Origin of the sequence: Wocania ichthyoenteri Th78, assembly GCF_000789235.1 — a bacterium.
GTDB lineage: Bacteria > Bacteroidota > Bacteroidia > Flavobacteriales > Flavobacteriaceae > Wocania_A > Wocania_A ichthyoenteri.
Genome location: NZ_KN525716.1, coordinates 1962364 through 1987981, shown reverse-complemented (window position 1 = coordinate 1987981; position 25618 = coordinate 1962364). Strand labels below are relative to the sequence as shown.

The 25618-nt window shown below is 32.8% G+C and carries 25 protein-coding genes and 1 tRNA gene; 20 read left to right on the top strand and 6 right to left on the bottom strand.

The features are described from left to right. The first annotated feature begins 64 nt into the window (after window positions 1–64). The 3 genes from mscL (at window position 65) to RG22_RS08655 (ending at window position 2116) form a co-directional block, all read left to right on the top strand. Window positions 65–466, top strand: a complete 402-nt coding sequence (gene mscL, locus RG22_RS08665) for a large-conductance mechanosensitive channel protein MscL (RefSeq protein WP_034042500.1) — start codon at window positions 65–67, stop codon at window positions 464–466. 148 nt (window positions 467–614) lie between these two features. Then, window positions 615–1604 (top strand): aspartate-semialdehyde dehydrogenase, encoded by a 990-nt coding sequence (locus tag RG22_RS08660; protein WP_034042499.1) that lies wholly within the window; start codon window positions 615–617, stop codon window positions 1602–1604. A 317-nt stretch (window positions 1605–1921) separates the two neighbouring features. Then, entirely contained in the window at window positions 1922–2116 is a 195-nt protein-coding gene (locus tag RG22_RS08655; RefSeq protein ID WP_034042497.1) for a hypothetical protein, read from the top strand. A 9-nt stretch (window positions 2117–2125) separates the two neighbouring features. Here the strand turns inward: RG22_RS08655 and RG22_RS08650 are convergent, their stop codons facing one another. Continuing rightward, complete coding sequence (locus RG22_RS08650) at window positions 2126–2728, bottom strand: riboflavin synthase (RefSeq protein WP_034042495.1); 603 nt, start codon at window positions 2726–2728, stop codon at window positions 2126–2128. 65 nt (window positions 2729–2793) lie between these two features. Here RG22_RS08650 and pdxA point away from each other — a divergent pair, with 65 nt between their 5' ends. The 9 genes from pdxA (at window position 2794) to RG22_RS08605 (ending at window position 11003) form a co-directional block, all read left to right on the top strand. After that, the gene (gene pdxA / locus RG22_RS08645; RefSeq protein WP_034042493.1) at window positions 2794–3840 is read left to right on the top strand and encodes a 4-hydroxythreonine-4-phosphate dehydrogenase PdxA; all 1047 of its coding nucleotides are present in this window, start codon (window positions 2794–2796) and stop codon (window positions 3838–3840) included. Between the two features lie 74 nt (window positions 3841–3914). Beyond that, entirely contained in the window at window positions 3915–4454 is a 540-nt protein-coding gene (locus tag RG22_RS08640) for a YceD family protein (protein WP_034042491.1), read from the top strand. 9 nt (window positions 4455–4463) lie between these two features. Further along, window positions 4464–4667, top strand: a complete 204-nt coding sequence (rpmF, locus tag RG22_RS08635; RefSeq protein WP_034042489.1) for a 50S ribosomal protein L32 — start codon at window positions 4464–4466, stop codon at window positions 4665–4667. Window positions 4668–4847: 180 nt separating this feature from the next. Then, window positions 4848–5843, top strand: coding sequence for a beta-ketoacyl-ACP synthase III (locus tag RG22_RS08630; protein WP_034042487.1), 996 nt, complete (start codon window positions 4848–4850; stop codon window positions 5841–5843). Between the two features lie 28 nt (window positions 5844–5871). Continuing rightward, a complete protein-coding gene (gene accB, locus RG22_RS08625) occupies window positions 5872–6354 on the top strand; it encodes an acetyl-CoA carboxylase biotin carboxyl carrier protein (RefSeq protein WP_034042485.1) in 483 nt (160 codons plus the stop codon). 75 nt (window positions 6355–6429) lie between these two features. Beyond that, entirely contained in the window at window positions 6430–7782 is a 1353-nt protein-coding gene (accC, locus tag RG22_RS08620) for an acetyl-CoA carboxylase biotin carboxylase subunit (protein ID WP_034042484.1), read from the top strand. A 67-nt stretch (window positions 7783–7849) separates the two neighbouring features. After that, window positions 7850–9373 (top strand): sulfatase family protein, encoded by a 1524-nt coding sequence (locus RG22_RS08615; RefSeq protein ID WP_081997697.1) that lies wholly within the window; start codon window positions 7850–7852, stop codon window positions 9371–9373. Between the two features lie 4 nt (window positions 9374–9377). Continuing rightward, window positions 9378–10490 (top strand): NAD(P)/FAD-dependent oxidoreductase, encoded by a 1113-nt coding sequence (locus RG22_RS08610; RefSeq protein ID WP_034042482.1) that lies wholly within the window; start codon window positions 9378–9380, stop codon window positions 10488–10490. A 63-nt stretch (window positions 10491–10553) separates the two neighbouring features. After that, on the top strand, window positions 10554–11003 hold the full coding sequence (locus tag RG22_RS08605; RefSeq protein ID WP_034042481.1) for a GreA/GreB family elongation factor: 450 nt from the start codon (window positions 10554–10556) through the stop codon (window positions 11001–11003). Here the strand turns inward: RG22_RS08605 and RG22_RS08600 are convergent. Together RG22_RS08600 and RG22_RS08595 are read right to left on the bottom strand one after the other, a co-directional pair. After that, on the bottom strand, window positions 10998–11909 hold the full coding sequence (locus RG22_RS08600; RefSeq protein WP_034042479.1) for an ABC transporter ATP-binding protein: 912 nt from the start codon (window positions 11907–11909) through the stop codon (window positions 10998–11000). The two genes, RG22_RS08605 and RG22_RS08600, sit on opposite strands and share 6 nt — an antisense overlap. 99 nt (window positions 11910–12008) lie before the next feature. Continuing rightward, window positions 12009–14168, bottom strand: coding sequence for a prolyl oligopeptidase family serine peptidase (locus RG22_RS08595; RefSeq protein ID WP_034042478.1), 2160 nt, complete (start codon window positions 14166–14168; stop codon window positions 12009–12011). A 179-nt stretch (window positions 14169–14347) separates the two neighbouring features. Here RG22_RS08595 and RG22_RS08590 point away from each other — a divergent pair, with 179 nt between their 5' ends. Continuing rightward, window positions 14348–15304 carry a M28 family metallopeptidase gene (locus RG22_RS08590; RefSeq protein WP_034042477.1) on the top strand — a complete coding sequence of 319 codons (957 nt, stop codon included), beginning with the start codon at window positions 14348–14350 and terminating at the stop codon, window positions 15302–15304. Between the two features lie 50 nt (window positions 15305–15354). Here RG22_RS08590 and RG22_RS08585 read toward each other — a convergent pair. After that, a tRNA-Ile gene (locus tag RG22_RS08585) sits at window positions 15355–15428 on the bottom strand. Window positions 15429–15632: 204 nt separating this feature from the next. Then, a complete protein-coding gene (mce, locus tag RG22_RS08580) occupies window positions 15633–16043 on the bottom strand; it encodes a methylmalonyl-CoA epimerase (RefSeq protein WP_034042476.1) in 411 nt (136 codons plus the stop codon). 196 nt (window positions 16044–16239) lie between these two features. Between mce and rbfA the strand changes: the two genes are divergently transcribed. The 4 genes from rbfA to RG22_RS08560 all read left to right on the top strand — a co-directional run bounded on the left by rbfA (window position 16240) and on the right by RG22_RS08560 (window position 19787). Next, window positions 16240–16638 carry a 30S ribosome-binding factor RbfA gene (rbfA, locus tag RG22_RS08575; RefSeq protein WP_034042475.1) on the top strand — a complete coding sequence of 133 codons (399 nt, stop codon included), beginning with the start codon at window positions 16240–16242 and terminating at the stop codon, window positions 16636–16638. Between the two features lie 62 nt (window positions 16639–16700). Then, window positions 16701–17903: an ABC transporter permease gene (locus tag RG22_RS08570; RefSeq protein WP_034042473.1), complete on the top strand. Its 1203-nt coding sequence runs from the start codon at window positions 16701–16703 to the stop codon at window positions 17901–17903. A 204-nt stretch (window positions 17904–18107) separates the two neighbouring features. After that, on the top strand, window positions 18108–19259 hold the full coding sequence (locus tag RG22_RS08565) for an ImmA/IrrE family metallo-endopeptidase (RefSeq protein WP_034042471.1): 1152 nt from the start codon (window positions 18108–18110) through the stop codon (window positions 19257–19259). Beyond that, window positions 19260–19787 (top strand): DUF4411 family protein, encoded by a 528-nt coding sequence (locus RG22_RS08560; RefSeq protein WP_034042469.1) that lies wholly within the window; start codon window positions 19260–19262, stop codon window positions 19785–19787. Window positions 19788–19814: 27 nt separating this feature from the next. On the opposite strand, the gene dusB is transcribed toward RG22_RS08560, so the two are convergent. Further along, a complete protein-coding gene (gene dusB, locus RG22_RS08555; protein WP_034042467.1) occupies window positions 19815–20810 on the bottom strand; it encodes a tRNA dihydrouridine synthase DusB in 996 nt (331 codons plus the stop codon). A gap of 137 nt (window positions 20811–20947) precedes the next feature. On the opposite strand from dusB, the gene lepA reads away from it, so the two are divergent. The 3 genes from lepA to RG22_RS08540 all read left to right on the top strand — a co-directional run bounded on the left by lepA (window position 20948) and on the right by RG22_RS08540 (window position 25618). After that, window positions 20948–22744: a translation elongation factor 4 gene (gene lepA / locus RG22_RS08550; protein WP_034042465.1), complete on the top strand. Its 1797-nt coding sequence runs from the start codon at window positions 20948–20950 to the stop codon at window positions 22742–22744. A 198-nt stretch (window positions 22745–22942) separates the two neighbouring features. After that, window positions 22943–24349 (top strand): glycogen synthase, encoded by a 1407-nt coding sequence (locus tag RG22_RS08545; protein ID WP_034042462.1) that lies wholly within the window; start codon window positions 22943–22945, stop codon window positions 24347–24349. 6 nt (window positions 24350–24355) lie between these two features. Then, on the top strand, window positions 24356–25618 hold the full coding sequence (locus RG22_RS08540) for a glucose-1-phosphate adenylyltransferase (RefSeq protein WP_034042460.1): 1263 nt from the start codon (window positions 24356–24358) through the stop codon (window positions 25616–25618).

The window sequence follows — 25618 nt, the reverse complement described above, 5'->3', positions numbered from 1 at the left end:
ACAAATGTTAACATTTAACTTTTTTGACTAAATTAGTAACCTACTAACTAAAAATTTAAGAATTATGTTAAAAGAGTTTAAAGAATTTGCAATGAAGGGCAACCTTATAGACATTGCAGTAGGTTTTGTAATGGGTGCTGCTTTTAAAGAAGTCGTTACCGCATTTACTGGAGGCATTGTATCGCCTTTAATTGGTTTGATTTTCGATTCAGACTTTAAAGCTTTAAAATACAAATTAAAAGATGGCACACTAAACGACGCAGGAGAAATGGTAGGCGAAGTATTTTTAGAACATGGTACTTTTTTAACCAATGTTATCGATTTTATTATTGTAGCATTCGTAATGTTTATGGTAGTAAAAGGTGTTAATAAAATGAAGAAGAAAGAAGAACCTGCTCCAGAAGCTCCTGCAGGACCATCGCAAGAAGATTTATTAGCTGAAATTAGAGATTTGCTTAAAAAATAACCGATTGTTAAATATATAACAATTTGTTACTTGTTGTCAAAAAGACCTTGTTTTCTATAAATAGAGGTCTTTTTTTGGTATCTACATTAGAATTATTAACTAATTTTACAGCTTAAAAATTGTTTAAAACAAATTAAAAAACAAACACATGAAAGTAGCTGTTGTAGGCGCCACAGGAATGGTTGGCGAAGTAATGCTAAAAGTATTAGCAGAACGTAATTTTCCTATTACCGAATTATTGTTAGTCGCCTCAGAACGCTCTGTGGGGAAAAAACTAACCTATGAAAATAAAGAACATACTATTGTTAGCTTAGCAGATGCAGTTGCTGCAAAACCAGAAATTGCTATTTTTTCTGCTGGTGGCGACACCTCTTTAGAATGGGCGCCAAAGTTTGCAGAAGTCGGCACAACGGTTATTGATAATTCTTCAGCTTGGAGAATGGATCCTACTAAAAAATTAGTGGTTCCAGAAATTAATGCCAACGAATTAACTAAACACGATAAAATTATTGCTAATCCAAATTGCTCAACCATTCAAATGGTTATGGCATTAGCACCTCTTCATAAAAAATATAAAATGAAACGTGTAGTTGTTTCAACTTATCAATCGGTTTCTGGTACAGGTGTTAAAGCAGTTAAACAATTAGAAAACGAAATTACTGGAATTAAAGGTGAAATGGCTTATCCTTACCCTATTGGAAGAAACGCATTACCACATTGCGATGTTTTTGAAAACAATGGCTATACTAAAGAAGAAATGAAATTGGCTCGCGAGCCTCAAAAAATATTTAACGATAAAACTTTTTCTATAACGGCAACTGCGGTTAGAATTCCAACATCTGGCGGACACTCAGAATCTGTAAATGTGGAGTTTGAAAATGATTTCAATTTGTCTGATGTTCGTAAAATGCTACATGAAACCCCTGGAATTGTTTTACAAGACAACCCAGATACCAACACCTACCCAATGCCAATTTATGCACATGATAAAGATGATGTTTTTGTTGGTAGACTTAGAAGAGACGAAACACAACCAAACACATTAAATATGTGGATTGTTGCAGATAACTTACGAAAAGGCGCAGCAACAAATGCTATACAAATTGGAGAATATTTAATTGAAAATGAATTGGTTTAGTTTTTAACCTAAAAATTATAATTATTAAACAGTCCTTGTAATTTCACAAGGACTGTTTTTATTTTAATACACAAAAACCAAACCTATATTTTAATTTTTTATTCTTTCTAAAATATATATATTTGTTTTATGGAAAAAAATTGAGGGATCATTTTTAATTCATATAATTTTATAGAAAAAAGTGCGTTTTTCAACTAGTTAGTTGTATATAAAAGATGTATTTTGTCGATGATTTTAAACACTTCATAGATAGTTTTTTTATGAAAATTTGCATATTTATTTTGCTAACTCACTTTTTTTCATACATTTGCGTACCAATGACGATACAAAATAAAAGAACATTTGCCTCAATCTTATTTGTATTAATAAGTTATGTATGTGTTGCCCAAGGAAGTGGCACACCTGCACCACCACCGCCATTACCACCACCAGCACCAGGTCTACCAATTAATGGAGGTTTATTTGTTGGTGCCTGTTTTGCACTATTTTATGGTGCTAAAAAACTCCTTTAAAAAGACTAATTATTTATTATTGAGCAAGTTCAATTCTAAAAGTTTTGTAACGTATTTTCCTAAAACGTCAAATTCCAAATTTACAACGGTACCAATTTTAAAAGTATTAAAGTTAGTATGCTTATAGGTATATGGTATAATAGCTACACTAAAACTATCCTCTTTAGAATTTACAACGGTTAAACTCGTGCCGTTAATAGTTATGGAACCTTTTTCAATAGTTATATTGTTGAGGTTAGAATTATAATTAAAAGTAAATATCCAGCTTCCATTTTCTTCCTTAATGTCAGTGCAAACCGCTGTTTGGTCAACGTGACCTTGTACGATGTGTCCATCAAGCCTGTCACCAAGTTTCATGGCGCGCTCAAGGTTTACTTTATCACTAATCTTTAAAGTCTCTAAATTTGTTTTGTCTAATGTTTCTTTAATTGCAGTAACCGTGTATTCATCATCCTTAATTCTAACAACTGTTAAGCAAACCCCATTATGAGCAACGCTTTGGTCAATTTTTAATTCAGATGACATGGCACTTTTTATTGAAATGTGAAGATTATTTAATTCTTTATTTAAATTGGTAATAACACCTACATCTTCAATAATTCCTGTAAACATAATATTATCTGTTTATTTGGTTAAATTTGCAACATCAAAATTACGAACAAAAGTTGTCATTTTTTATGAAGAAAGCAGAAAATATAATAGTAGGTATATCTATAGGTGACTTAAATGGTATTGGTGGCGAAATAGTTTTAAAAACATTTGAAGATAATAGAATTTTAGATTTCTGCACGCCAGTAATTTTTGCTTCGGCTAAAACAATGGTTTTTTTAAAAACACATTTTAAATCGACAATAAATTTTAATAACATTAATAATATAGAACAATTAGCTATTGGAAAGGTTAATGTATTTAATTGTTGGAACGAACCTGTGAAAATTGAATTTGGAAAAGAAGATACAAAGATTGGAGAATTTGCAATAAAATCGCTACAAGCTGCAACTGAGGCATTAAAAAATAATACTATAGATGTTTTAGTAACAGCACCAATAAATAAGCACAATATACAATCTGAAACATTTAATTTTCCAGGGCATACCGATTATTTAGCCAAAGAATTAGAGGGTGAAAGCTTAATGTTTATGGTAAACAATACTTTAAGAGTAGGCTTATTAACAGACCATGTTCCTGTAAAAGACATCGTTAATCATATATCAGAAGAATTAATCGTAAAAAAAATAAACACCGTTTATAAATCTCTTGAGAAAGATTTTAAAATAAGAAGACCAAAAATTGCCGTTTTAGGTATTAACCCACATACGGGTGATAATGGAGTTATAGGAAATGAAGACGATGCCATTTTAAGACCAACTCTTAAAAAAATTAAAGAGGAAGGGAAACTTGTTTATGGACCATATGCAGCTGATAGCTTTTTTGGTTCAAATAACTATAAAAATTTTGATGCCATAATTGCATCCTATCACGATCAAGGTTTAATCCCTTTTAAAACATTATCTTTTAGACAGGGTGTTAATTATACAGCAGGTTTAAACAAAGTCAGAACATCTCCAGACCACGGTACAGCTTACGAAATTGCAGGAAAAGGACAGGCAGATGAGAACTCGTTTAAAGAAGCTATTTTTACTGCAATACAGATTTTTAAAAACAGATTTGATTATGAGGAAATTACCTCAAATCCGTTAAAAAAAGCACCAAAAAAGATATAAACAAAAAAATGTTTATAAGTAGAGTTGTGTAAATAAAAAAGTTATATATTTGCAGGCTCAAAATAGATGTGATAATGAAGCCATTGAAAGAGTTTACAATTCCATTTGTAGGGTTAAAGGTAGCGAAACATCATTTTGAGTATAAAATAGAACAAGCGTTCTTTGAGCATTTTGAGTATGCAGAGTTTAACAATGTAAACATTCAAGTTGATGTTGAATTAGAAAAGAAAACAACATTACTAGAATTACATTTTAAAGCTTCAGGATATGTTAATATTAATTGCGATTTAACAAACGAACCATTTAATCAAGCTATTAAAAATGAATTTGATTTGGTGGTTAAATTTGGTGAAGAGTATAACGATGAAAATATCGATATTCTTATCGTTCCTCATGGAACTTACGAGGTTAATATCCAACAATATATTTACGAATTAATTGTACTTGCGGTACCAGTTAAACGTATACACCCTGGAATTGAAGACGGTACGTTAAATTCAGAAATACTTGAAAAACTAGAAGAATTAAGTCCAAAGCTTAAAGAAAAAAAAGACACTAACGAGGAAATTGACCCTCGATGGAATACATTAAAAAAACTATTAACGGATAAATAAATATAGAAAATGGCACATCCTAAAAGAAAAATCTCGAAAACAAGAAGAGATAAAAGAAGAACACATTACAAAGCAACTGCGCCACAGATTGCTACATGCCCAACAACAGGTGAGGCTCATTTATATCACAGAGCGCATTGGCACGAAGGAAAATTATACTACAGAGGTCAAGTTTTAATTGACAACTCAGAAGAAGTAGAAAACGTAGCATAAAAATTATGCATGCATATTATAAAACGCTCACATGTGAGCGTTTTTTTTATGATATGTATTTTCTTAAAGACAAAAACAAATTATTTGTGTGTTGTTTAGCTAAAATTTAGTAGTTTTCACGAAATTTTGAACGTTTTTGTCCAATTTTAATGTTTTTTTGGTCGAATTAACTATAAAGTTATGAGTAAAACCTCAGCGGCGATTACAGCTGTAGGCGCATATGTGCCGGAATACGTATTAACCAATCAAATTCTTGAGACTATGGTTGATACTAATGATGAATGGATAACTACCAGAACAGGAATAAAAGAACGCCGCATTCTTAAAGGCGAAGGCAAAGGCACCTCTTTTTTAGCTATTAATGCAGCTAAAGATCTTATTAAAAAGAGAGGTATAGACCCTAAAGATATAGAACTTGTTATAGTAGCCACTGCAACTCCAGACATGAAAGCAGCCTCAACTGCAGCTTTTACAGCTTCTGAAATTGGAGCAACTAATGCATTTACATTTGATATGGATGCTGCATGTTCAAGTTTCTTATTTGGAATGTCTGTAGCTGCCAGTTATATAGAATCTGGTCGATATAAAAATGTTCTACTTATTGGAGCAGATAAAATGTCTTCTATTATAAATTATAAAGATAGAGCAACTTGTATTATTTTTGGAGATGGAGCAGGAGCGGTTTTGTTTGAACCAACACAAGAAAACCTTGGATTACAAGATGAATACTTAAGAAGTGATGGTACAGGCAGAGAGTTTTTGCAAGCCACATACGGCGGTTCTTCTTACCCAATAACACCTGAAGTATTAGAAAATGGTGGGCATTGTGCCTTTCAAGAAGGAAGAACCGTGTTTAAAAACGCGGTATTTAATATGGCAGATGCTACTGTAAAAATTTTAGAGCGAAATAATTTAAGTAAAGATGATGTTAACTGGTTAGTAGCACACCAAGCTAATAAACGTATTATTGATGCTACTGCCAATAGAATAGAATTGGAACAAGAAAAGGTAATGATGAATATACATAAGTATGGTAATACAACATCAGCTACATTACCTTTACTTTTAAACGATTACGAATCGCAATTAAAAAAAGGAGATAATTTAATATTTGCCGCTTTTGGAGGCGGATTTAATTGGGGCTCAATTTATTTAAAATGGGCATATAATTCATAAAAATAACCACTAACTAATAAGCAAAATTATGGATATTAAAGAAATTCAAAATTTAATTAAGTTTGTAGCCAAGTCTGGTGCTAGCGAGGTTAAATTGGAGATGGATGATATAAAAATCACTATCAAAACAGGATCAGAATCAGATACCACTATTGTACATCAAGCACCTGCTGCTCAAATTCCACAAGTAGCAGTGGCTCCAGTAATAGCAGAAGCTAGTGCTCCAGCAGCTCCTCAACCTCCAGTATCAGCTACTTCGGAAGACTCTAAATATATAACTATAAAATCACCAATAATAGGAACGTTTTATAGAAAACCATCACCAGATAAACCATTATTTGTTGAAGTTGGACAAACCATAGCTGAAGGAGATGTACTGTGCGTTATTGAAGCCATGAAACTTTTCAATGAAATTGAATCTGAAGTCTCAGGAAAGATAGTTAAGGTATTAGTTGACGATTCTTCGCCTGTAGAATTCGATCAACCTTTATTTTTAGTAGATCCGTCATAACCAAATTTAAAATTCCAAGAAACAAATCCCAATTTGTTGGAATTTGGAATTTGATATTTTAAATATTTAAAAGTTATGTTTAAAAAAATACTGATTGCCAATAGAGGAGAAATAGCATTACGTGTTATTAGAACCTGTAAAGAAATGGGCATTAAAACCGTAGCGGTGTATTCTACTGCCGATGCTGAGAGTTTACATGTAAAATTTGCTGATGAAGCGGTTTGCATTGGTCCACCAGCTAGTAGCGAGTCTTATTTAAAAATGTCTAATATAATAGCAGCAGCAGAAATTACAAATGCTGATGCCATTCACCCAGGATACGGGTTTTTATCAGAAAATGCTAAGTTTTCAAAAATTTGTGAAGAGCATGATATCAAGTTTATTGGTGCTTCGCCAGAAATGATTGATAGAATGGGAGACAAAGCCAATGCAAAAGCAACTATGTTGGCTGCAGGGGTGCCTTGTGTACCAGGAAGCGAAGGTGTTATAAAAGATTTTGAAGACTGTAAAAAAGTAGCTAAAGAAACGGGTTACCCAGTTATGCTTAAGGCATCTGCTGGCGGTGGCGGAAAAGGTATGCGTGCTGTTTGGAAACCAGAAGACCTTCAAAATGCTTGGGAGTCTGCTAGAACAGAATCTAAAGCAGCATTTGGGAATGACGACATGTACATGGAAAAACTTATTGAAGAGCCTCGTCATATCGAAATTCAAGTTGTAGGCGATTCAACAGGAAGAGCCTGTCATTTATCTGAAAGAGATTGCTCAATTCAACGTCGTCATCAAAAATTAACAGAAGAAGTACCATCACCATTCATGACGACTGCGCTTCGTAAAAAAATGGGGGATGCAGCAGTAAAAGCCTCAGAATATATTAAATATGAAGGAGCAGGAACTGTAGAATTTTTGGTAGATAAGCATCGTAATTTCTACTTTATGGAAATGAATACGCGTATTCAAGTAGAGCATCCCATTACAGAACAAGTAATTGATTTCGATTTAATACGAGAACAAATTCTTGTGGCAGCAAAAGTGCCAATTTCTGGTAAAAATTATACACCAAAATTACACTCTATAGAATGTAGAATAAATGCAGAAGATCCGTTCAACGATTTCCGCCCTTCACCAGGAAAAATAACAACGTTACATGCTCCAGGTGGTCACGGTATACGTTTAGATACCCATGTTTATGCAGGATATACTATTCCGCCAAACTACGACTCTATGATTGCTAAGTTAATTACAACAGCACAAACTAGAGAAGAAGCTATTAGTAAAATGAAACGCGCTTTAGATGAGTTTGTTATAGAAGGTATTAAAACCACCATTCCGTTCCACAGACAGCTTATGGATCATCCAGATTATTTAGCAGGAAATTATACCACTAAGTTTATGGAAGATTTCGTAATGGAAAAGCAAATAGAAGAATAAAAAGTAAAACTCCGAAAGTAATTTCGGAGTTTTTTTATCTTTGATTTTAATCAAAAGTTAATGCCTTATGAAAACACACAGTTATATTTTAAGTTTACTTACATTACTTATTTCTTTAAGTTGTAAGAAAGAAGCAAATAAAAAATTAATAGAAAACAGAAAACAAAATCATCCAAATATTGTAATCATTTATGCCGACGATTTAGGTTTTGGAGATGTAAGTTGTTATGGTTCTACAGAATTGTTAACACCAAATATTGATCGAATTGCAAACGAAGGGATTCGTTTTAATAACGGATACGCAACCTCACCCACTTGTACCCCAAGCAGATACTCATTATTATCTGGCACATATCCCTTTAGAACAAAAAAAGCACAAGTTTTACCAGGAAATGCGCCTTTGCTTTTCGAGTTAGGAAAGCAAACATTACCCTCAATGTTACAGCAAGCAGGCTATAAAACAGGAGTTGTAGGGAAATGGCATTTAGGGTTAGGAGATGCTAATATGGATTGGAATAAAAAGATTGCACCAGGTCCGTTAGAAATTGGCTTCGATTACGCCTATATTATGGCATCTACTAATGATAGGGTGCCGAGTGTTTATGTGGAAAATCATAAAGTTGTTGGTTTAACTACTCAAGACCCTATTTATGTAAGTTATCAAGAAAACTTTGAGGGTGAGCCTACTGGAAGAGAAAACCCAGAGTTATTAAAAGTGCACCCAAGTCATGGACATGATATGAGTATTCATAATGGTATATCAAGAATTGGTTATATGAAAGGCGGAAAATCAGCATTATTTACTGATGAAAATATGGGCGATGATTTTTTAAAAGAATCTATCAAATACATCAATAAAAACAAAAACAGCCCCTTTTTCTTGTTCTATTCACTGCACCAACCGCATGTCCCTAGAGTACCCAACCCTCGTTTTGTTGGAGCTTCTGGATTAGGGCCAAGAGGTGATGTAATTATTGAGGCAGATTGGGCTGTTGGTCAATTTTTAGACGAATTAGATAAATTAGGGCTTTCTGAAAATACGATAGTCATATTTTCAAGTGATAATGGTCCTGTATTAGATGATGGCTATAAAGACGATGCTGTTACTAAAATAGGAAAACACACTCCACATGGCGGACTTAGGGGCGGAAAATATAGTCTTTTTGATGCTGGAACACATGTTCCATTTATGATTAGATGGAAAGGCACTATTAAACCAGGAGTATCAGATGCATTAGTTTCGCAGATGGATTTTACAGCATCGCTTGCGGCTTTAACAGGGCAGGATAACACCACACCAGACAGTAAAAATATATTAGATGCCTTTTTAGGAAAATCTTCAAAAGGACGGCAAGGACTTATTTTAGGTCAGAATAATATTATGGCTTACAGACAAGGCGGTTGGGTTTTAATACCGCCACATAAAGGAGGTAAAATTGTTAATAAATGGGTAAATATAGAAACTGGCAGAGACACCATTTATCAACTGTATAATTTAAAAGAAGATAGAGCGCAGCAATATAATTTAGCAGAAACGCACCCAGAAAAATTAGAAGCTTTAAAACTAGCTTTAGAGTTAGAAAAGAAATAATATTTTGAAATTATCCTATTGGGAAATTAAATCGTGGTTCACTAATGTAGACTATACTATTGTTGGCAGTGGCATTGTGGGGTTAAATTGTGCGCTACAACTAAAACAGCGTTTCCCAAAAGCCAATATTCTTGTTTTAGAAAAGGGCATTTTGCCTCAAGGCGCGAGCACAAAAAATGCAGGTTTTGCTTGTTTTGGGAGCTTAAGCGAAATATTAGATGATTTAAAAATCCACTCTGAATGTGAGGTATTCTCATTGGTTAAAAAGCGAGTTGATGGGTTACAACTTTTACGACAGACTTTGGGTGATGCAAATATTAATTATAAACAGTTTGGAGGATTTGAGCTATTTACAAAAGCAGATTCAGAATTATTTGAAGATTGTCTTTCAAAAAAAGAAAGTATCAACAATTTGCTAAAACCTATTTTTAAAGATGAAGTGTACAGTTTAAAAAGCAATATTTTCAATTTTAAAAACATACAAAACCAGTACATTTTTAATCAGTTTGAAGGGCAAATTGATACTGGAAAAATGATGAAGTCGTTACTTCAAAAAGCATTGTCAAGAGATATTAAAATATTAAACAACGTTACAGTTAAGGCGTTTTTAGAAGATAATAATTCAGTAAAAATAAAAACAAAACTATTTGAATTTTCAACTTCAAAACTACTCATTGCAACAAATGGTTTTGCATCTCAGTTACTTAATGAACATGTAAAACCAGCACGGGCACAAGTATTAATAACAAAACCAATAAAAAATCTGCAGATTAAAGGCACATTTCATTTAGATAAAGGCTATTATTATTTTAGAAACATTGATGACAGAATTTTATTGGGAGGCGGACGAAACCTTGATTTTAAAGCAGAAGAAACCACCGAATTAAAACAAACCGAACTAATTCAAAACAAATTAGAAGCACTTTTAAAAATCACCATTTTACCAGAAACCCCTTTTGATATTGATTATAGGTGGAGCGGCATTATGGGTGTTGGTAAACAAAAAAAAGCTATTGTAAAACAACTTAGTAATCATGTATTTTGCGGTGTTAGGCTTGGAGGCATGGGAGTAGCCATTGGTAGTTTGGTTGGTAAAGAATTATCAGATTTAGTGTGAGGGTTGTTATTCCTTAGAATCGCGATAGCTATTGGGAAGGAGTCCACTTTTAAAAATTAAAAATTGAGTATAAAAGAAAAATTATATAACCAATGTCTTGAGTTTGTTGACAATCGTTTTCAAACGATTCAAAAAACTATAAACGAAATTCAAGAATCATTAACTAGCGAAACCAAAAGTAGTGCAGGCGATAAGCACGAAACCGGACGCGCCATGTTACAATTAGAACGTGAAAAAGCGGGCAAGCAACTCTCTGAAATTGTAAAAGTTAAAGAAGCACTTTCTAAAATTGATACTTCAAAATCTTCAAAAATTATTGGTTTAGGAAGCGTGGTTTACACAACACAAGCTAATTACTACATTGCTATTAGTGCAGGAGAATTTCAAATTAATTCTGAAAAAATTTATGCAATTTCACCAAGCACACCAATTGGAAAATTATTAATAGGAAAAACTGTTGGAGATACAATTGTTTTTAGAGAAAGTAGTTTTGAGATAATAGAGGTTTCATAATACTTTCTCCAGAAATACTTCTTTATTTTTATCATATAGAGATTCACTTTCAAAAAACATTTTTTCTCCATCCAAATCGGCTTCAATTAAATAATAATGACCTTTAAAATAACTTTGTTTTATAATAACTTTTAAATCAGATTTATTAACTACCTTAAGTTGATGCGCGTAAACAAAGACACCTTCTATAACATTAAACTCACCAAAAAAAGAAGCAATTAATTTGTTTTGAGGTTCTTCGTATAATTGTTGTGGTGTATCGTTTGCAATAATTTTAGTCTCGTGTAAAACAATCATATTATCTGAAAAAGGTAATACATCATGTTTATCGTGCGTAGCTACAACACAAGTAATGTTTTTTTCTTTTAGATGTTTAAACAAACTTCGACGTAAAGATTGTTTTTTAAAATTATCGATATGGCTAAATGGCTCATCCAACAAAATGATTTCTGGTTGCTTTGCAATAGCTCTTATCAAAGCTACGCGCTGTTTTTGTCCGCCACTTAATTCTTTAACCTTGGTGTTTTTAAAATGGGATAGTTCTACAACTTCTAAAAGTTCATCAATGCGATTTTGCTTTTCTTCAGGATAAAAGTTGGATAGGAAAGCACCAATATTTTCAGCAACGGTAATAAAAGGCATTAACTCGAATTCTTGTGCGACATATTTCATGTATTCCGGACCAATAACAAGATTGTGTTTTGGTCCGAGAATTTCTTCGTCCTTCCAAAATATTTGACCATCGTTTAAATCATAAGTACCGTATAATAATTTTAAGAGTGTACTTTTTCCAGAGCCACTTTCTCCTATTATTGAAACATGTTCGCCTTGATTTACTTTAAAAGAAATATCTTTTAAAACCGATGTTTTTTTATATGAAAATGATATATTTTTAACTTGAAGCATAGAGCAAAAATAATAAAAAACCATTCCTCTTTTTAGAAGAACGGTTTTTTGATTTACTTTATAATGAGACACTTCGACTGCGCTCAGTGTGACACAAAGTTATCCTTTTATCTTTTCTTTAGTTTTACTTGGTAACACATCAAATCCCATATTGTAAAACGTGAAACCAAAAATATCGGCATACTGTTCAATGGTTTTACTAACAGGTGTTCCTGCACCATGTCCAGCATCAGTTTCAATACGTATTAAAGTTGGATTTGTTCCTGTTTGTTTGCTTTGTAATTCAGCTGCAAATTTAAAACTATGCGCTGGCACCACTCTATCGTCATGGTCACCAGTAGTTACTAAAGTTGCTGGATATTCAACACCTTCTTTTACATTATGTACAGGAGAATATCCTTTAAGATATTCAAACATGTCTTTGCTTTGTTCGGCAGTACCATAATCGTAAGCCCAACCTGCTCCAGCAGTAAACGTATGATAACGGAGCATATCTAAAACACCTACAGCGGGCAATGCTACTTTTGCTAAGTCTGGACGCTGTGTCATAACTGCTCCCACTAACAAGCCTCCATTTGATCCACCTCGGATAGCTAGAAAATCTGAAGACGTGTATTTATTTTCTATTAAATATTCACCAGCAGCAATAAAATCGTCAAATACATTTTGCTTTTTCATTTGTGTTCCTGCATCGTGCCATATTTTACCATATTCACCACCACCACGTAAATTAGGCACAGCAAGAATGCCTCCTTGCTCCATCCAAACGGCATTTGTAATGCTAAATGAAGGTGTTAAACTGATATTAAATCCACCATAGCCATATAAAATAGTTGGGTTTTTACCATTAAGTTCTAAACCTTTTTTATGAGTAATCATCATTGGTATTTTAGTACCATCTTTTGATTTATAAAACACTTGATTACTTTCAAAATCATCACTATTAAAGTTGATACTTGGTTTCCAATACGATTGGGTTTTACCCGTTTCTGGATTGAATGTATAAATACTTGAAGGTGTATTGTAATTAGTAAATGAAAAATATAAAACGGCATCTTTCTTTTTACCACCAAAACCACCTACTGTACCTAAACCTGGTAGCTCAATATCTCGTATTAGCTCACCTTTATAATTATATTGTTTTACTTTAGAAATAGCATCAACCATATATTTAGCAAAGAAAAATCCACCTCCGGTTGAAGGGTTTAAAACATTTTCGGTTTCTGGAATAAAATCTTCCCAATGTTCTGGGGCAGGATTTGAAGCATCAACCGTTACTATTTTTTTGTTTGGCGCATTTAGATTTGTAACCAAGAAGAGCTTGCCACCCTCATTTTCAATAATATAAGTGTCGCTATCTGTATGGTCTAAAATGGTTACAAGTTTACTGTCTGGATTAGATAAATCTTTTATATAAAGCTTGTTACCAGATGTAGATACACGTGGCGTAATAACTAGATATTTATCATCTTCGGTTACAGAGCCATATATATAACGGTGTTTTTCATCTGGTGTTCCGCCAAAAATTAAAACATCTTCTTTTTGAGGTGTACCTAATTTATGATAATATACTTTGTGCTGATCGGTTTTAGCAGAAAGCTCGCTACCTTCAGGCTTATCGTAACTTGAGTAATAAAACCCTTCATTTTTATACCAAGAAATACCGCTGAATTTCACATCTTTAAGCGTGTCTTCAACAATGTCTCGCGTTTCAGGATTCATTACAATAATTTTTCTCCAATCGCTTCCGCCTTCAGAAATAGAATATGCCAACATGTTACTGTCTTTTGAAAAGCTTAATCCTCCGCCTAAAGAAACAGTGCCATCTTTAGAAAATGTATTCGGATCTAAAAAGATTTCGGCTTCACCGTCTCCTTTCTTCCTGTAATACACATTTTGGTTTTGCAGACCATCATTTTTTGAAAAATAGGTGTAGTCACCTTCAATAAAAGGCGCACCTACTTTTTCGTAATTCCATAGTTTAGACAGACGGTCTTTTAACTCATCTCTAAACGGGATATTATCTAAATACGCATAAGTACTTTTATTTTGAGATTTTACCCAAGCTTCGGTTTCTTCACTTCTATCATCCTCTAACCAACGATATGGATCTTTAACTTCTACATCAAAATACGTATCTACAGTATCTACCTTTTTTGTTTCAGGATAATTCACAACTACAACATTTTTTTCTTCCTTATCATTTTTGCACGCCATAATGATGGTAAGCACTAAAAGATTAAGCATTATTTTTTTCATTTTTTATCTGATTTTAATTCATTTGTCAAATGTAATTCGCATAGTAAAACGGTTTTGATCTTTAAAATTTTAGTTATACTTATTTCATGATCGATAAATTTATTCCTCAAAAATAAACAAAACGGATGAAAGTTGTAGGTAACATATTATATATTTGAGATTCTAAAAAAGAATGGTTTATGAATAAGGTCTTTTTATTTTTATTGTTAGGAAGTATTAACTTTAATGTGTTTTCTCAATCTGAAATCACAGAAAATGAACTAAAAGAACACCTTTTGTTTTTAACTTCAGAAAAAAATGCAGGTCGATATTCTGGAGGAAAAGCAAACAAACGTGTTGTTAAATATTTAAAAAAGGAATTTAAAAAGATAAGCATTATGCCTTTTGATTTAGGATATAAGCAACCCTTTAAAGCAAGATTAAGAGTTAGTAAAGGCATTGCTAAAAAACCTGTTGTAAAAACCTGTAATGTGGTTGGTTTTATTGAAGGTAATGATACTGTACTTAAAAACGAATATATTGTTTTGGGTGCACATTACGATCATTTAGGTTTGGGTGGACCATCATCAAAATCTGACAAAAAGAATACCATTCATTATGGTGCCGATGATAATGCTAGCGGAACAGCAGCGTTATTAGAAATAGCCGAAAAAATAGAAAGTCAAAAACATTTATTAAAACGCAGTATTATTTTTATCGCTTTTGGTGCCGAAGAACAAGGGTTATTAGGAAGTAAATATTTTGTTGAAAACCCTCTAGTACCATTATCTCAAATAAAATTAATGATTAATATGGATATGGTTGGAAGAATGAATAAGGATAAGCATGTGTACATGGGAGGAGCAGGCACATTTCCTGATGGCGTAAATTTTATGCAAGCTTTAGGCGAATCGTTAAACTTAACACCAATTGTGCATGCTGGTTCTGTTGGCGGATCGGATCATGTATCGTTTTACAAAAAAGACATTTCGGTTTTAGGAATGCATACAGGCGGACATCCGCAATACCATACACCAGAAGATACGGTTGATTTAATAAATATTAATGGACAAAAACAGGTGTGCGAATATATTTTTAAAACGATTATGAAGCTAGCTTCAACGGATTATAAAATGACGTTTATCAAGCAAGATTAAACTCATAAAAAAAGCCTCACATTTCTGCAAGGCTTTACAATTTCTAAAAGTGGTCCCACATGGACTCGAACCATGGACCACCTGATTATGAGTCAGGTGCTCTAACCAACTGAGCTATAGGACCGAAATTGGAGTGCAATATTACTACTTATTTTAATTGTTAGCAAGAAAAATTATTCCTTTTATACCAAATGAATTTTAAAATGATTGATAGTAAATTTGAATTATATTTTCTTTAGATAAAACAGAAAATATAAGCATAGTAATAGTTATACTTTTATTTTATATTGAAATATAAAGGGAATAGAAACGAATTTAATCGATTATTTTAATGTTTATTTGGTATTTCTTGGCACAACTCGATTAAAACACCGTTTGAAAATTTTGGATGTAAAAAAGCCACCAACTTATTATCGGCTCCTTTTTTTGGTGTTTCATTTAAAACATTAAAACCCTCGTTTTTAAGCCTTTTAATTTCAGCATTAATATCATCCACATCAAAAGCAATATGGTGTATGCCTTCGCCTTTTTTTGCAATAAATTTTGCAATTGGGCTATCTCCATTTGTGCCTTCTAACAATTCAATCTTATTTTCTCCCACTTTAAAAAAAGAGGTGTTCACCCCTTCGTTAGCTACTTCTTCCATTTTATAATGCGTTTCTCCAAATAATTTGGCGAACAATTTATTAGAATCATCAAGATTTTTTACAGCTATACCAATATGTTCAATTTTATTCATAAAAAAATATTTTTCATTTTATAATAAGGTTATATCGATGCTATTCGATTACGATTTAACCTATTATACAAATTTCGTAAATAAAAAAGTAAGATAATCTTTAAATAACCGTTATTTTTGCAGCAGAACATCTTTTTAGATGTTTTTTATAACACAGTCATTTATAAATAGATAAATGACTTATAAAATTAATTAATTGGAAGAAGAAAGTCAAAGACAAAAAAAAATAGGATCTGTTTTACAACGTGATTTAGTTGATGTTTTACAACGTGCTGCAACACAAGGCGGTATGCAGGGTATTTTAATTTCGGTATCTAAGGTAAAAGTAACTGTCGACTTATCGTTTGCTAAAGTGTATTTAAGTATTTTCCCGAATAATAAAGCCAAAGAACTTATTGAAGGCATAAAATCTAACGCACCATTAATTAAGCACGAATTAGCCCAACGCACCAAACATCAATTAAGACGCATGCCAAAATTGGAGTTTTTTATTGATGACTCTTTAGAGTATATCGATCAAATCGACAAATCCTTAAAAGGAGAAGAAAATCCAATAAAAAATCCTTCTTTTCTCGACAAACGAAAAAAATCATAATCTTTTTTAAAACCCTTAAAAGCAAAATGCTTTAAATTAAAACTTATATTTATATTTAAAGCATGAATGTTTCACTCTATATCGCACAACGTTATCTACGATCAAAAAGTAGTAATAATGCTATTAATATTATAAGCAAAATAGCTATTTTGGGTATTATTTTGGGTGCAGCATCTTTATTTATAGTGCTTTCTGGTTTTGCAGGTTTAAAAGATTTTACACTACAATTTTCTACTGTTGTCGACCCCGATTTAAAAGCTGAAACTGCTGTTGGAAAATCATTTTTTATTACTGACGAAGACCTAAATAAATTAAACGATTTAGATGCTATTGCAGTATTCTCTAAAATTATTGAAGAACGTGTTATTATAGCCTCAAACGACAAAAATTATTTAGCAACCATAAAGGGTGTAGATGTTAATTTTAAAAACGTAGTTACGATAGATTCTGTAATCTCGCAAGGTAGTTGGCTCGATCAAAAAACGAACCAAATTGTGGTTGGTTGGGGCATCTCTAACAACCTATCTTTTGGCGTTTTAGATTATGCCAAAACCATAAATTTATATGTACCCAAACCCGGAAAAGGACAAATTACATCTATCGAAAATATCTTTAATACCGTTAACGCGAATAATGTTGGTATTTTCGATATTAACGAAAACCTAAACGATACTTACGTTTTTGCTTCAATCGGTTTGGTGCAAAACCTTTTAAACTACAAACCCAATCAAATATCGTCTATAGAATTTAAACTTAAAAAAGGCGCAGACGAGCTTAAAGCAAAAGAAAACATTCAAGCCATTTTAGGCGATAAAGTGGTTATAAAAAACCGAGCGCAACTTAACGATGCCTTATATAAAATGCTAAATAGCGAAAACCTGCTGGTTTATTTACTGCTAACCTTGGTATCTGGGTTATTGATTTTCAATGTTATTGGCTCTATAATAATGATGATTTTAGAAAAAAAACAATCCTTAAAAACACTTTTTAATTTAGGTTTTACCATAAAAAAAATCCGAAATATCTTCTTTATTCACGGCTCGGTCATGACCATTATTGGCTCTATAATTGGTTTATTAATCGCGCTATTGGTTGTCGTAATCCAAAAAACATTCGGTCTCGTGCCCATCACGCCATCTTTGGCTTACCCCATGAGCATCTTGCTAGAAAATTTTATGATTGTGTTTTTTACAATCACCGTTTTAGGAATTATCGCCTCTAAAGTAGCATCAAATCGAGTGACAAAAAAACTAATACAATCTTAAATTATTTGGGCGAGTTGCCATAAAAATGGCAAACAGGCTTTCCGCTATATCTTTTTGTGAAAAAACAAAAAGGATGCCGCATCAATCCTTCTCGCGGGCAAATATGCAGACTTCATTCTTTAACTCTTTCTTAATTTTTATTTTTTGTGGTTAATGCGAAAAAAAAATCTTATCGTTTAAATCGAAATTTGTAGATTTGACTAAATGGTGGAAAAAGATAAAATACCAGTAAATAGTAAAGTTTTGATTTGGGCAAGAGAATCTATTGCTCAAACAAAAAATTACGTTGTAGAAAAAACTGGAATTAACTTACGTCGCTTGAATCAACTAGAAAGTGGAGAAAAACACCCCAATTTGGATGAACTTAAGCTTTTAGCAAAAGCTTACAAAAGAACTTTGGCAATTTTACTGTTGTTAGAACCCCCAAAAGAAAAACCACTTCCTAAAGACAGAAGAACAATTGATTCTAAAGAAATTGGAAACTTTCATGAAAAGACAATTTTGGCTGTCCGTAAAGCAAGAGCTTTTACTCAATCTTTAATTGAACTAAAAACAGAGGCAGGAATATCGATTGCTAAATTCCCTTATTCTGCAACCCTAGAGACAGATATTGAAGAAATAGCTCAAAAAATAAGATTTGATTTAAACTTGAATGAGGTTAGAGAATTGGACAACATGAATGATATTCTTGATACTTATATTGAAAAAGTGGAATCACTTGGTGTAGCAGTTTTTCAAATGAGTTTAACTCAAGATAAATTAAGAGGGTTTTCAATTGTAGATGAAGAAATACCAATCATAGGAATTAAAAGAGGTGGAGAAAAAGCAACTTCAAAAATATTTACCCTTTTTCATGAGTTAGGACACGTAATATTAAATACTGGTGGACTTTGTGACTTATCGATAAAAACTGTTAGTGAAATTGAAAAATGGTGTAATGCTTTTGCTGCAGAAATATTAGTTCCAGCTTCTGATTTACTTTCCAGTCAAATAGTTCAAAATTATATATTATCAAAGAATAAGATTTGGGCAAAAAAAGATTTGATTGAATTATCAAATTTTTTCCATGTTGGTCCTTTGGCAATTTTGCGTTCTCTTCTAACAAACAAATTGACAACATCGAAATATTATAATGAAAAACACGAAGTTTGGAACAAACCAACTTTTGGTCGTTCAAAAAACCCAGAAGGCAGAAATATTGCAAAAGAAACAATAAAAGAAAAAGGAAGAAGTTACATTTCTCTTGCATTTTCAGCATATGACAAAAACCGAATTGACATCAAAGACTTATCCGATTTTTTAGGTATTAAACTTTCTTATATTCCAAAAACTCGCGAACTTTTAAATTCTCGATAAATGGAGTTAAACTTTTATGAGAATGAAACTATTTACGTTGTAGATACAAGTGCTTTGATTATGCTTGAATATACCTATAAGTATGATAATCCTGTTTTTAAAGCAATTTGGGAAGAAATAGAAGATTTAATTCCAATTGGATGTTTTCGAACAATTGATTTTGTTGAAGACGAGATAAATAATTATGAGGGAAAGGAAGATTTTCTTAAGAAGTGGATTCGTAAATGGAAGAAACATTTAGTCCACAAAACTGATACAGCAAGCATTACAGCCTCAATTCCAATAATTAACGAAGAATTTAATACAGGTTTTTTAGATTCCAAGAAACAAGCTCAAGGAAAAGAAGAAGCTGACCCTTATTTACTAGGTTATTGTAAAACTCATAATTACGTTCTAATTACAAACGAAAGTAAAATTAAACTGAATAAGATCCCTGCAATTGCTAAAAAGAACGGAATTAGGTGCATTGACATAAATGATTTCTTGAAAGAAAGAGGGTTGAGAATGCAACGTAAAAAATCGGAATAAAATCATATACTAACAGTTTACATTAAACTACTCCGTAAACTCATAATCCGAAAACTTTTCCAACACCTCATCAAAAGCAGCAAATACATCTTTAGAGTCGTCGCTAGTTACCATTTTCATACGGTATTCTTTAAAATGCGGAATCCCTTTAAAGTAGTTGGTGTAATGTCGTCTAGTTTCAAAAACACCTAAAATTTCACCTTTCCAATCAATCGCCATTTGTAAATGACGGCGTGCCGCTTCAACACGCTCTTCTAAACTAATCGGCGCTAAATGTTCGCCTGTTTTAAAAAAGTGCTTTACTTGTTTAAAAAACCAAGGATTTCCAATAGATGCCCGCCCAATCATAGCGCCATCAAGCCCGTAACTATCACGCATTTCCATGGCTTTTTCTGGCGACGTAATATCACCATTTCCAAACACAGGGATATGCATTCGTGGATTATTTTTAACGGCGGCAATCGGTTTCCAATCGGCATCGCCTTTATACATTTGAGCACGCGTTCTCCCATGAATAGCGATGGCTTTACAGCCCACATCTTGCAAACGTTCGGCAACCTCAACAATTTTTATGGAGTCGTGATCCCAACCCAAACGTGTTTTTACTGTAATAGGAATATTGGTGCGTTTTACCATTTCGGCAGTCAGTTGCTCCATTAAACAGATGTCTTTTAAAATACCTGCGCCAGCACCTTTACTCACTACTTTTTTAACGGGGCAACCAAAATTAATATCGATAATATCGGGATTTGATGCCGAAACAATATCTATGGTTTGCAACATGCTATCTAAATTCGCTCCAAATATTTGAATACCAACAGGTCGTTCTTTTTCGTAAATATCGAGCTTCATAACGCTTTTTGCAGCATTACGAATTAAGCCTTCACTCGATACAAACTCGGTATACACCACATCGGCACCCTGTTCTTTACATAAGGCACGAAATGGCGGATCGCTAACATCTTCCATAGGTGCTAAAAGCAATGGAAAATCAGGGAGTTCTATGTTATCTATTTTTACCACTATTATATTTTGGATTGCAAAAGTATTGAAAATGAATTAAATATTTATGAAAACGCCTATCTATACACTAAAAACAATAAATATATCCAGATAAAAACATCTATATTTGCAAAATCTTTTTATGAAGATTATTGACTATGAAGAACATCAGAAATTTTTGCATCATTGCACACATAGATCACGGTAAAAGTACGCTTGCAGACCGTTTATTAGATTTTACGGGTTCTGTAACCGCCAGAGAGCAACAGGCTCAGTTATTGGATAGCATGGATTTGGAGCGTGAACGAGGTATTACCATCAAATCGCACGCCATACAAATGGATTATGAACTTAATGGTGAAAAATACGTTTTAAACTTAATTGACACACCAGGTCACGTCGATTTCTCTTATGAGGTTTCTCGATCTATCGCTGCTTGCGAAGGTGCTTTACTTATTGTAGATGCCGCACAAAGCATACAGGCGCAAACCATTTCTAACTTATATTTAGCATTAGAAAACGATTTGGAAATTATTCCAGTCCTTAATAAAGTCGATTTACCAAGCGCCAATCCAGAAGAAGTAACTGATGATATTGTTGATCTTTTAGGTTGCGACCCAGAAGAAGTCATTCATGCCAGTGGAAAAACAGGTTTTGGTGTCGAAAATATTTTAGCAGCTATAATCGATCGTGTTCCTGCTCCAAAAGGTGATCCAAATGCACCGCTTCAAGCTTTAATTTTTGACTCGGTTTACAATACGTTTAGAGGTATAGAAACCTATTTTAGAGTATTTAATGGTGAAATTAAAAAAGGACAAAAAATTAAATTTGTTGCCACCGATAAAGAATATTATGCGGATGAAGTTGGAACTTTAAAATTAACTCAAGTAGCAAAACAATCTGTAAAAACAGGTGATGTTGGTTATTTAATAACTGGTATTAAAACAGCTAAAGAAGTAAAAGTTGGTGATACTATCACCGATTTTGCTAACCCAACCACTAACATTGTTGAAGGTTTTGAAGATGTAAAACCCATGGTTTTTGCAGGTATTTACCCTGTGGACACAGAAGATTATGAAGAGCTTAGAAACTCGATGGAGAAATTACAATTAAACGATGCATCCTTAGTATTTGCTCCAGAAAGTTCTGCGGCTTTAGGTTTTGGTTTCCGTTGTGGGTTCTTAGGCATGCTTCACATGGAAATTATTCAAGAACGTTTAGAGCGCGAGTTTGACATGACTGTAATTACTACAGTTCCCAATGTATCGTACCACGCGTTTACCAATAAAAATCCTGATGAAGCTTTTATAGTAAACAACCCTTCAGATTTACCTGACCCTTCTACTGTAAACCGCGTGGAAGAGCCTTATATTAAAGCAACAATTATTACTAAAGCAGATTTTGTTGGTAATGTGATGTCGCTTTGTATTGAAAAAAGAGGTATAGTATTAAATCAAACCTATTTAACAACAGAACGTGTTGAGTTGACCTTTGAAATGCCTTTAGCAGAAATTGTATTCGATTTTTACGATCGCTTAAAAACGGTGTCTAAAGGCTATGCTTCTTTCGATTATCATCCAATAGGCATGAAAACCTCTAAGTTGGTTCGTTTAGATATTTTATTAAACGCACTACCTGTGGATGCGCTTTCTGCTTTAATACATGCCGATAACGCTCAAAACATTGGCAAAAAAATGTGTGAGAAGTTAAAAGAACTTATTCCACGTCAACAATTCGATATTCCTATTCAAGCTGCCATTGGTGCTAAAATTATTTCAAGAGAAACGATAAAAGCACTTCGTAAAGATGTAACAGCAAAATGTTATGGTGGTGATATTTCACGTAAACGTAAACTTCTTGAAAAACAGAAAAAAGGAAAAAAACGTATGCGTCAAGTGGGTAATGTAGAAATACCTCAGCAGGCATTTATGGCCGTTTTGAAGTTGAATGATTAATCTTTGGTTAATAAGTAAAAAACTACCTTTTATTTATTATAAATTTACGATTAATGCATGTATTTTATTGTTAACATTAAAAATTTACAGATATTAATAGCTAATTACTTAAAAACCCCTATTTTCCTCAAAAATTTAGCTTAGACAAAGAAAGTTTGTAATAATTTTGTATGTTTATAAATACGCAAAATTTATTAAATGAATATTATTCATGTAAGCGCAGAATGCTACCCAGTTGCCAAAGTTGGTGGACTTGCAGATGTTGTTGGTGCGTTACCAAAGTATCAAAACAATTCTGAAGTTTCTTCTCAGGTTATTATGCCCTTTTATGATGTTAAATTTACTAAAGAAAATACTTTTACTTCTGTATTCAAATCTAAATTAAGCTTAGGCGATTCTACTTATAAATTCAATATTTTAAAGCTAGAAAAGGATGTTTTAGATTTTGATGTGTTTTTTGTTGATGTACCAAACCTATTGTTTAAAGATTATGTGTATTCCTCTGACGATACGAATAGGTTTTTAGCTTTTCAAATAGCAACTTTAGACTGGATGCTAACTTGGAAAACATTGCCAGACATAATTCATTGCCATGACCACCACACAGGACTCATTCCTTTTATGCTTCAAGAAAGTTATAAATATGAGCCTTTTAGAAAAATACCTAATATTTTAACCATTCATAATGCTCAATACCAAGGTTGGTTTTCGCATAATAACGTAAATTTAATACCTACTTTTAATTTTGATCATGTTGGTTTATTAGATTGGGGTGGTAATATTAACCCACTAGCAGCAGCTATAAAATGTGCTTGGAGAGTTACTACTGTATCGCCTAGTTATATGGAAGAATTAAAAACAGCGGCAAATGGTTTAGAAAGTTTATTAAGCGACGAAAGCGCAAAATGCTCTGGTATTTTAAACGGTATAGATTGGAATGTTTGGAATCCAGAAACCGATAATTATATTATTAAAAACTATAATCAAAAAACTATTGTAACAGGTAAAAAAGCAAATAAAAAAGAATTGTGCGATCGATTTAATTTAGATATTAATAAACCGCTATTTGCTTTTATAGGCAGATTGGTAGAAGAAAAAGGATCTGACTTATTTCCTGAAACTTTTAAAATAGCTTTAAAAAATCCTAATATTTCTATACTCCTTTTAGGCTCAGGTAATAAGGATGTTGAAAATCAATTAGAAACCCTTAAAGAAGAATATAAAGGGCAGTATAATGCTTTTATTGGTTACGATGAAAAACTATCTCACATTATTTATGCTGGAGCAGATTTCCTCCTAATGCCTTCGCGAGTCGAACCTTGCGGATTAAACCAAATGTATGCTTTACGCTACGGTACTATTCCTATTGTACGCAGTATTGGTGGTTTAAAAGACACCGTTACAGATATTTCTGAAGAAAACGGTTTTGGTATTTGTCATGATAACGTTACGGTTTTAGAAATGACTAATGCTATTGAAAGAGGCATAGCTCTTTATAAAAATCAAACCAAATTCAAAAAAACTAGAATACAAATTATGAAGATAGACCATTCTTGGGATGCTTCAGCAAAACAATACATCAATTTATATAACTCTATAAACTAATTAACTATGATTAACAACGACGTATTAGCTATAATATTAGGAGGCGGTCAAGGCTCAAGATTATATCCACTAACAGAGAAAAGATCAAAACCAGCAGTTCCAATTGCAGGAAAGTATAGATTGGTCGATATTCCTATTTCAAATTGTATTAATGCAGATATAAAACGCATGTTTGTATTAACACAGTTTAATTCGGCGTCGTTAAATAGGCATATAAAAAATACGTATCACTTTAGTTTTTTTAGTTCAGCCTTTGTTGATGTACTTGCTGCAGAACAAACACCTGATAATAAAGGCTGGTTTCAAGGTACTGCCGATGCCGTTCGCCAAAGCATGCATCACTTTTTAAGACATGATTTTAAATATGCATTAATTCTTTCTGGTGATCAATTATACCAAATGGATTACGACAAAATGATTAAAGCCCACGAAGAAAGTGGTGCTAAAATATCTATAGCTACCATACCAGTAAACGCAAAAGACGCCACCTCTTTTGGAATATTAAAATCTGATGAAAATAATGTTATTACTTCGTTTATAGAAAAACCTGATGCTAGTTTATTGCCAGATTGGACCTCTGATGTAAGTGATGATATGAAATCTCAAAATAGAAATTACTTAGCTTCAATGGGAATTTATATTTTTAGTAGAGAATTATTAGTTGAGTTAATGGACGATGATTCTACTATAGATTTTGGTAAAGAAATTATTCCTCAAAACATAGATAAACACAAAACATTAAGTTATCAGTATGAAGGTTATTGGACAGATATTGGAAACATTGACTCTTTCTTTGAAGCTAATATTGGATTAACTAAGAGCATTCCAGATTTCGATTTATATGATAAAGCTAAGCGTATATATACCAGAGCAAGGATGTTACCAACTACAAAAATTGCAGGAACTATATTGGACGAAACCGTAATTGCCGAAGGGTGTATAATTAATGCGGGGAAAATTGAAAAATCTGTAATAGGTATACGTTCTAGAATTGGTAATGAATCTACAGTAATTAACACCTACATGATGGGTAACGATTACTATCAACCATTAAGTGATGTAGAAGACCCAAAAATAAACACACTTGGTATTGGTGCGAGATGCTTTATAAAAAACACCATATTAGATAAGAATTGTTGCATTGGTGATGATGTGAGAATAAATGGAGGAAAGCATTTAGAAGACACCGAAACAAGTACATATGCTATAAAAGAAGGCATAGTTGTGATAAAAAAAGGTGCAATAATTCCTAATGGTACAGTAATATAA

Excerpts from the sequence above, each read along its gene's own strand:
- mscL (WP_034042500.1), top strand. The coding sequence starts at position 65 with ATGTTAAAAGAGTTTAAAGAATTTGCAATGAAGGGCAACCTTATAGAC.
- RG22_RS08660 (WP_034042499.1), top strand. The coding sequence starts at position 615 with ATGAAAGTAGCTGTTGTAGGCGCCACAGGAATGGTTGGCGAAGTAATG.
- RG22_RS08655 (WP_034042497.1), top strand. The coding sequence starts at position 1,922 with ATGACGATACAAAATAAAAGAACATTTGCCTCAATCTTATTTGTATTA.
- RG22_RS08650 (WP_034042495.1), bottom strand. The coding sequence starts at position 2,728 with ATGTTTACAGGAATTATTGAAGATGTAGGTGTTATTACCAATTTAAAT.
- pdxA (WP_034042493.1), top strand. The coding sequence starts at position 2,794 with ATGAAGAAAGCAGAAAATATAATAGTAGGTATATCTATAGGTGACTTA.
- RG22_RS08640 (WP_034042491.1), top strand. The coding sequence starts at position 3,915 with ATGAAGCCATTGAAAGAGTTTACAATTCCATTTGTAGGGTTAAAGGTA.
- rpmF (WP_034042489.1), top strand. The coding sequence starts at position 4,464 with ATGGCACATCCTAAAAGAAAAATCTCGAAAACAAGAAGAGATAAAAGA.
- RG22_RS08630 (WP_034042487.1), top strand. The coding sequence starts at position 4,848 with ATGAGTAAAACCTCAGCGGCGATTACAGCTGTAGGCGCATATGTGCCG.
- accB (WP_034042485.1), top strand. The coding sequence starts at position 5,872 with ATGGATATTAAAGAAATTCAAAATTTAATTAAGTTTGTAGCCAAGTCT.
- accC (WP_034042484.1), top strand. The coding sequence starts at position 6,430 with ATGTTTAAAAAAATACTGATTGCCAATAGAGGAGAAATAGCATTACGT.
- RG22_RS08615 (WP_081997697.1), top strand. The coding sequence starts at position 7,850 with ATGAAAACACACAGTTATATTTTAAGTTTACTTACATTACTTATTTCT.
- RG22_RS08600 (WP_034042479.1), bottom strand. The coding sequence starts at position 11,909 with ATGCTTCAAGTTAAAAATATATCATTTTCATATAAAAAAACATCGGTT.
- RG22_RS08595 (WP_034042478.1), bottom strand. The coding sequence starts at position 14,168 with ATGAAAAAAATAATGCTTAATCTTTTAGTGCTTACCATCATTATGGCG.
- RG22_RS08590 (WP_034042477.1), top strand. The coding sequence starts at position 14,348 with ATGAATAAGGTCTTTTTATTTTTATTGTTAGGAAGTATTAACTTTAAT.
- mce (WP_034042476.1), bottom strand. The coding sequence starts at position 16,043 with ATGAATAAAATTGAACATATTGGTATAGCTGTAAAAAATCTTGATGAT.
- RG22_RS08570 (WP_034042473.1), top strand. The coding sequence starts at position 16,701 with ATGAATGTTTCACTCTATATCGCACAACGTTATCTACGATCAAAAAGT.
- RG22_RS08565 (WP_034042471.1), top strand. The coding sequence starts at position 18,108 with ATGGTGGAAAAAGATAAAATACCAGTAAATAGTAAAGTTTTGATTTGG.
- RG22_RS08560 (WP_034042469.1), top strand. The coding sequence starts at position 19,260 with ATGGAGTTAAACTTTTATGAGAATGAAACTATTTACGTTGTAGATACA.
- lepA (WP_034042465.1), top strand. The coding sequence starts at position 20,948 with ATGAAGAACATCAGAAATTTTTGCATCATTGCACACATAGATCACGGT.
- RG22_RS08545 (WP_034042462.1), top strand. The coding sequence starts at position 22,943 with ATGAATATTATTCATGTAAGCGCAGAATGCTACCCAGTTGCCAAAGTT.
- RG22_RS08540 (WP_034042460.1), top strand. The coding sequence starts at position 24,356 with ATGATTAACAACGACGTATTAGCTATAATATTAGGAGGCGGTCAAGGC.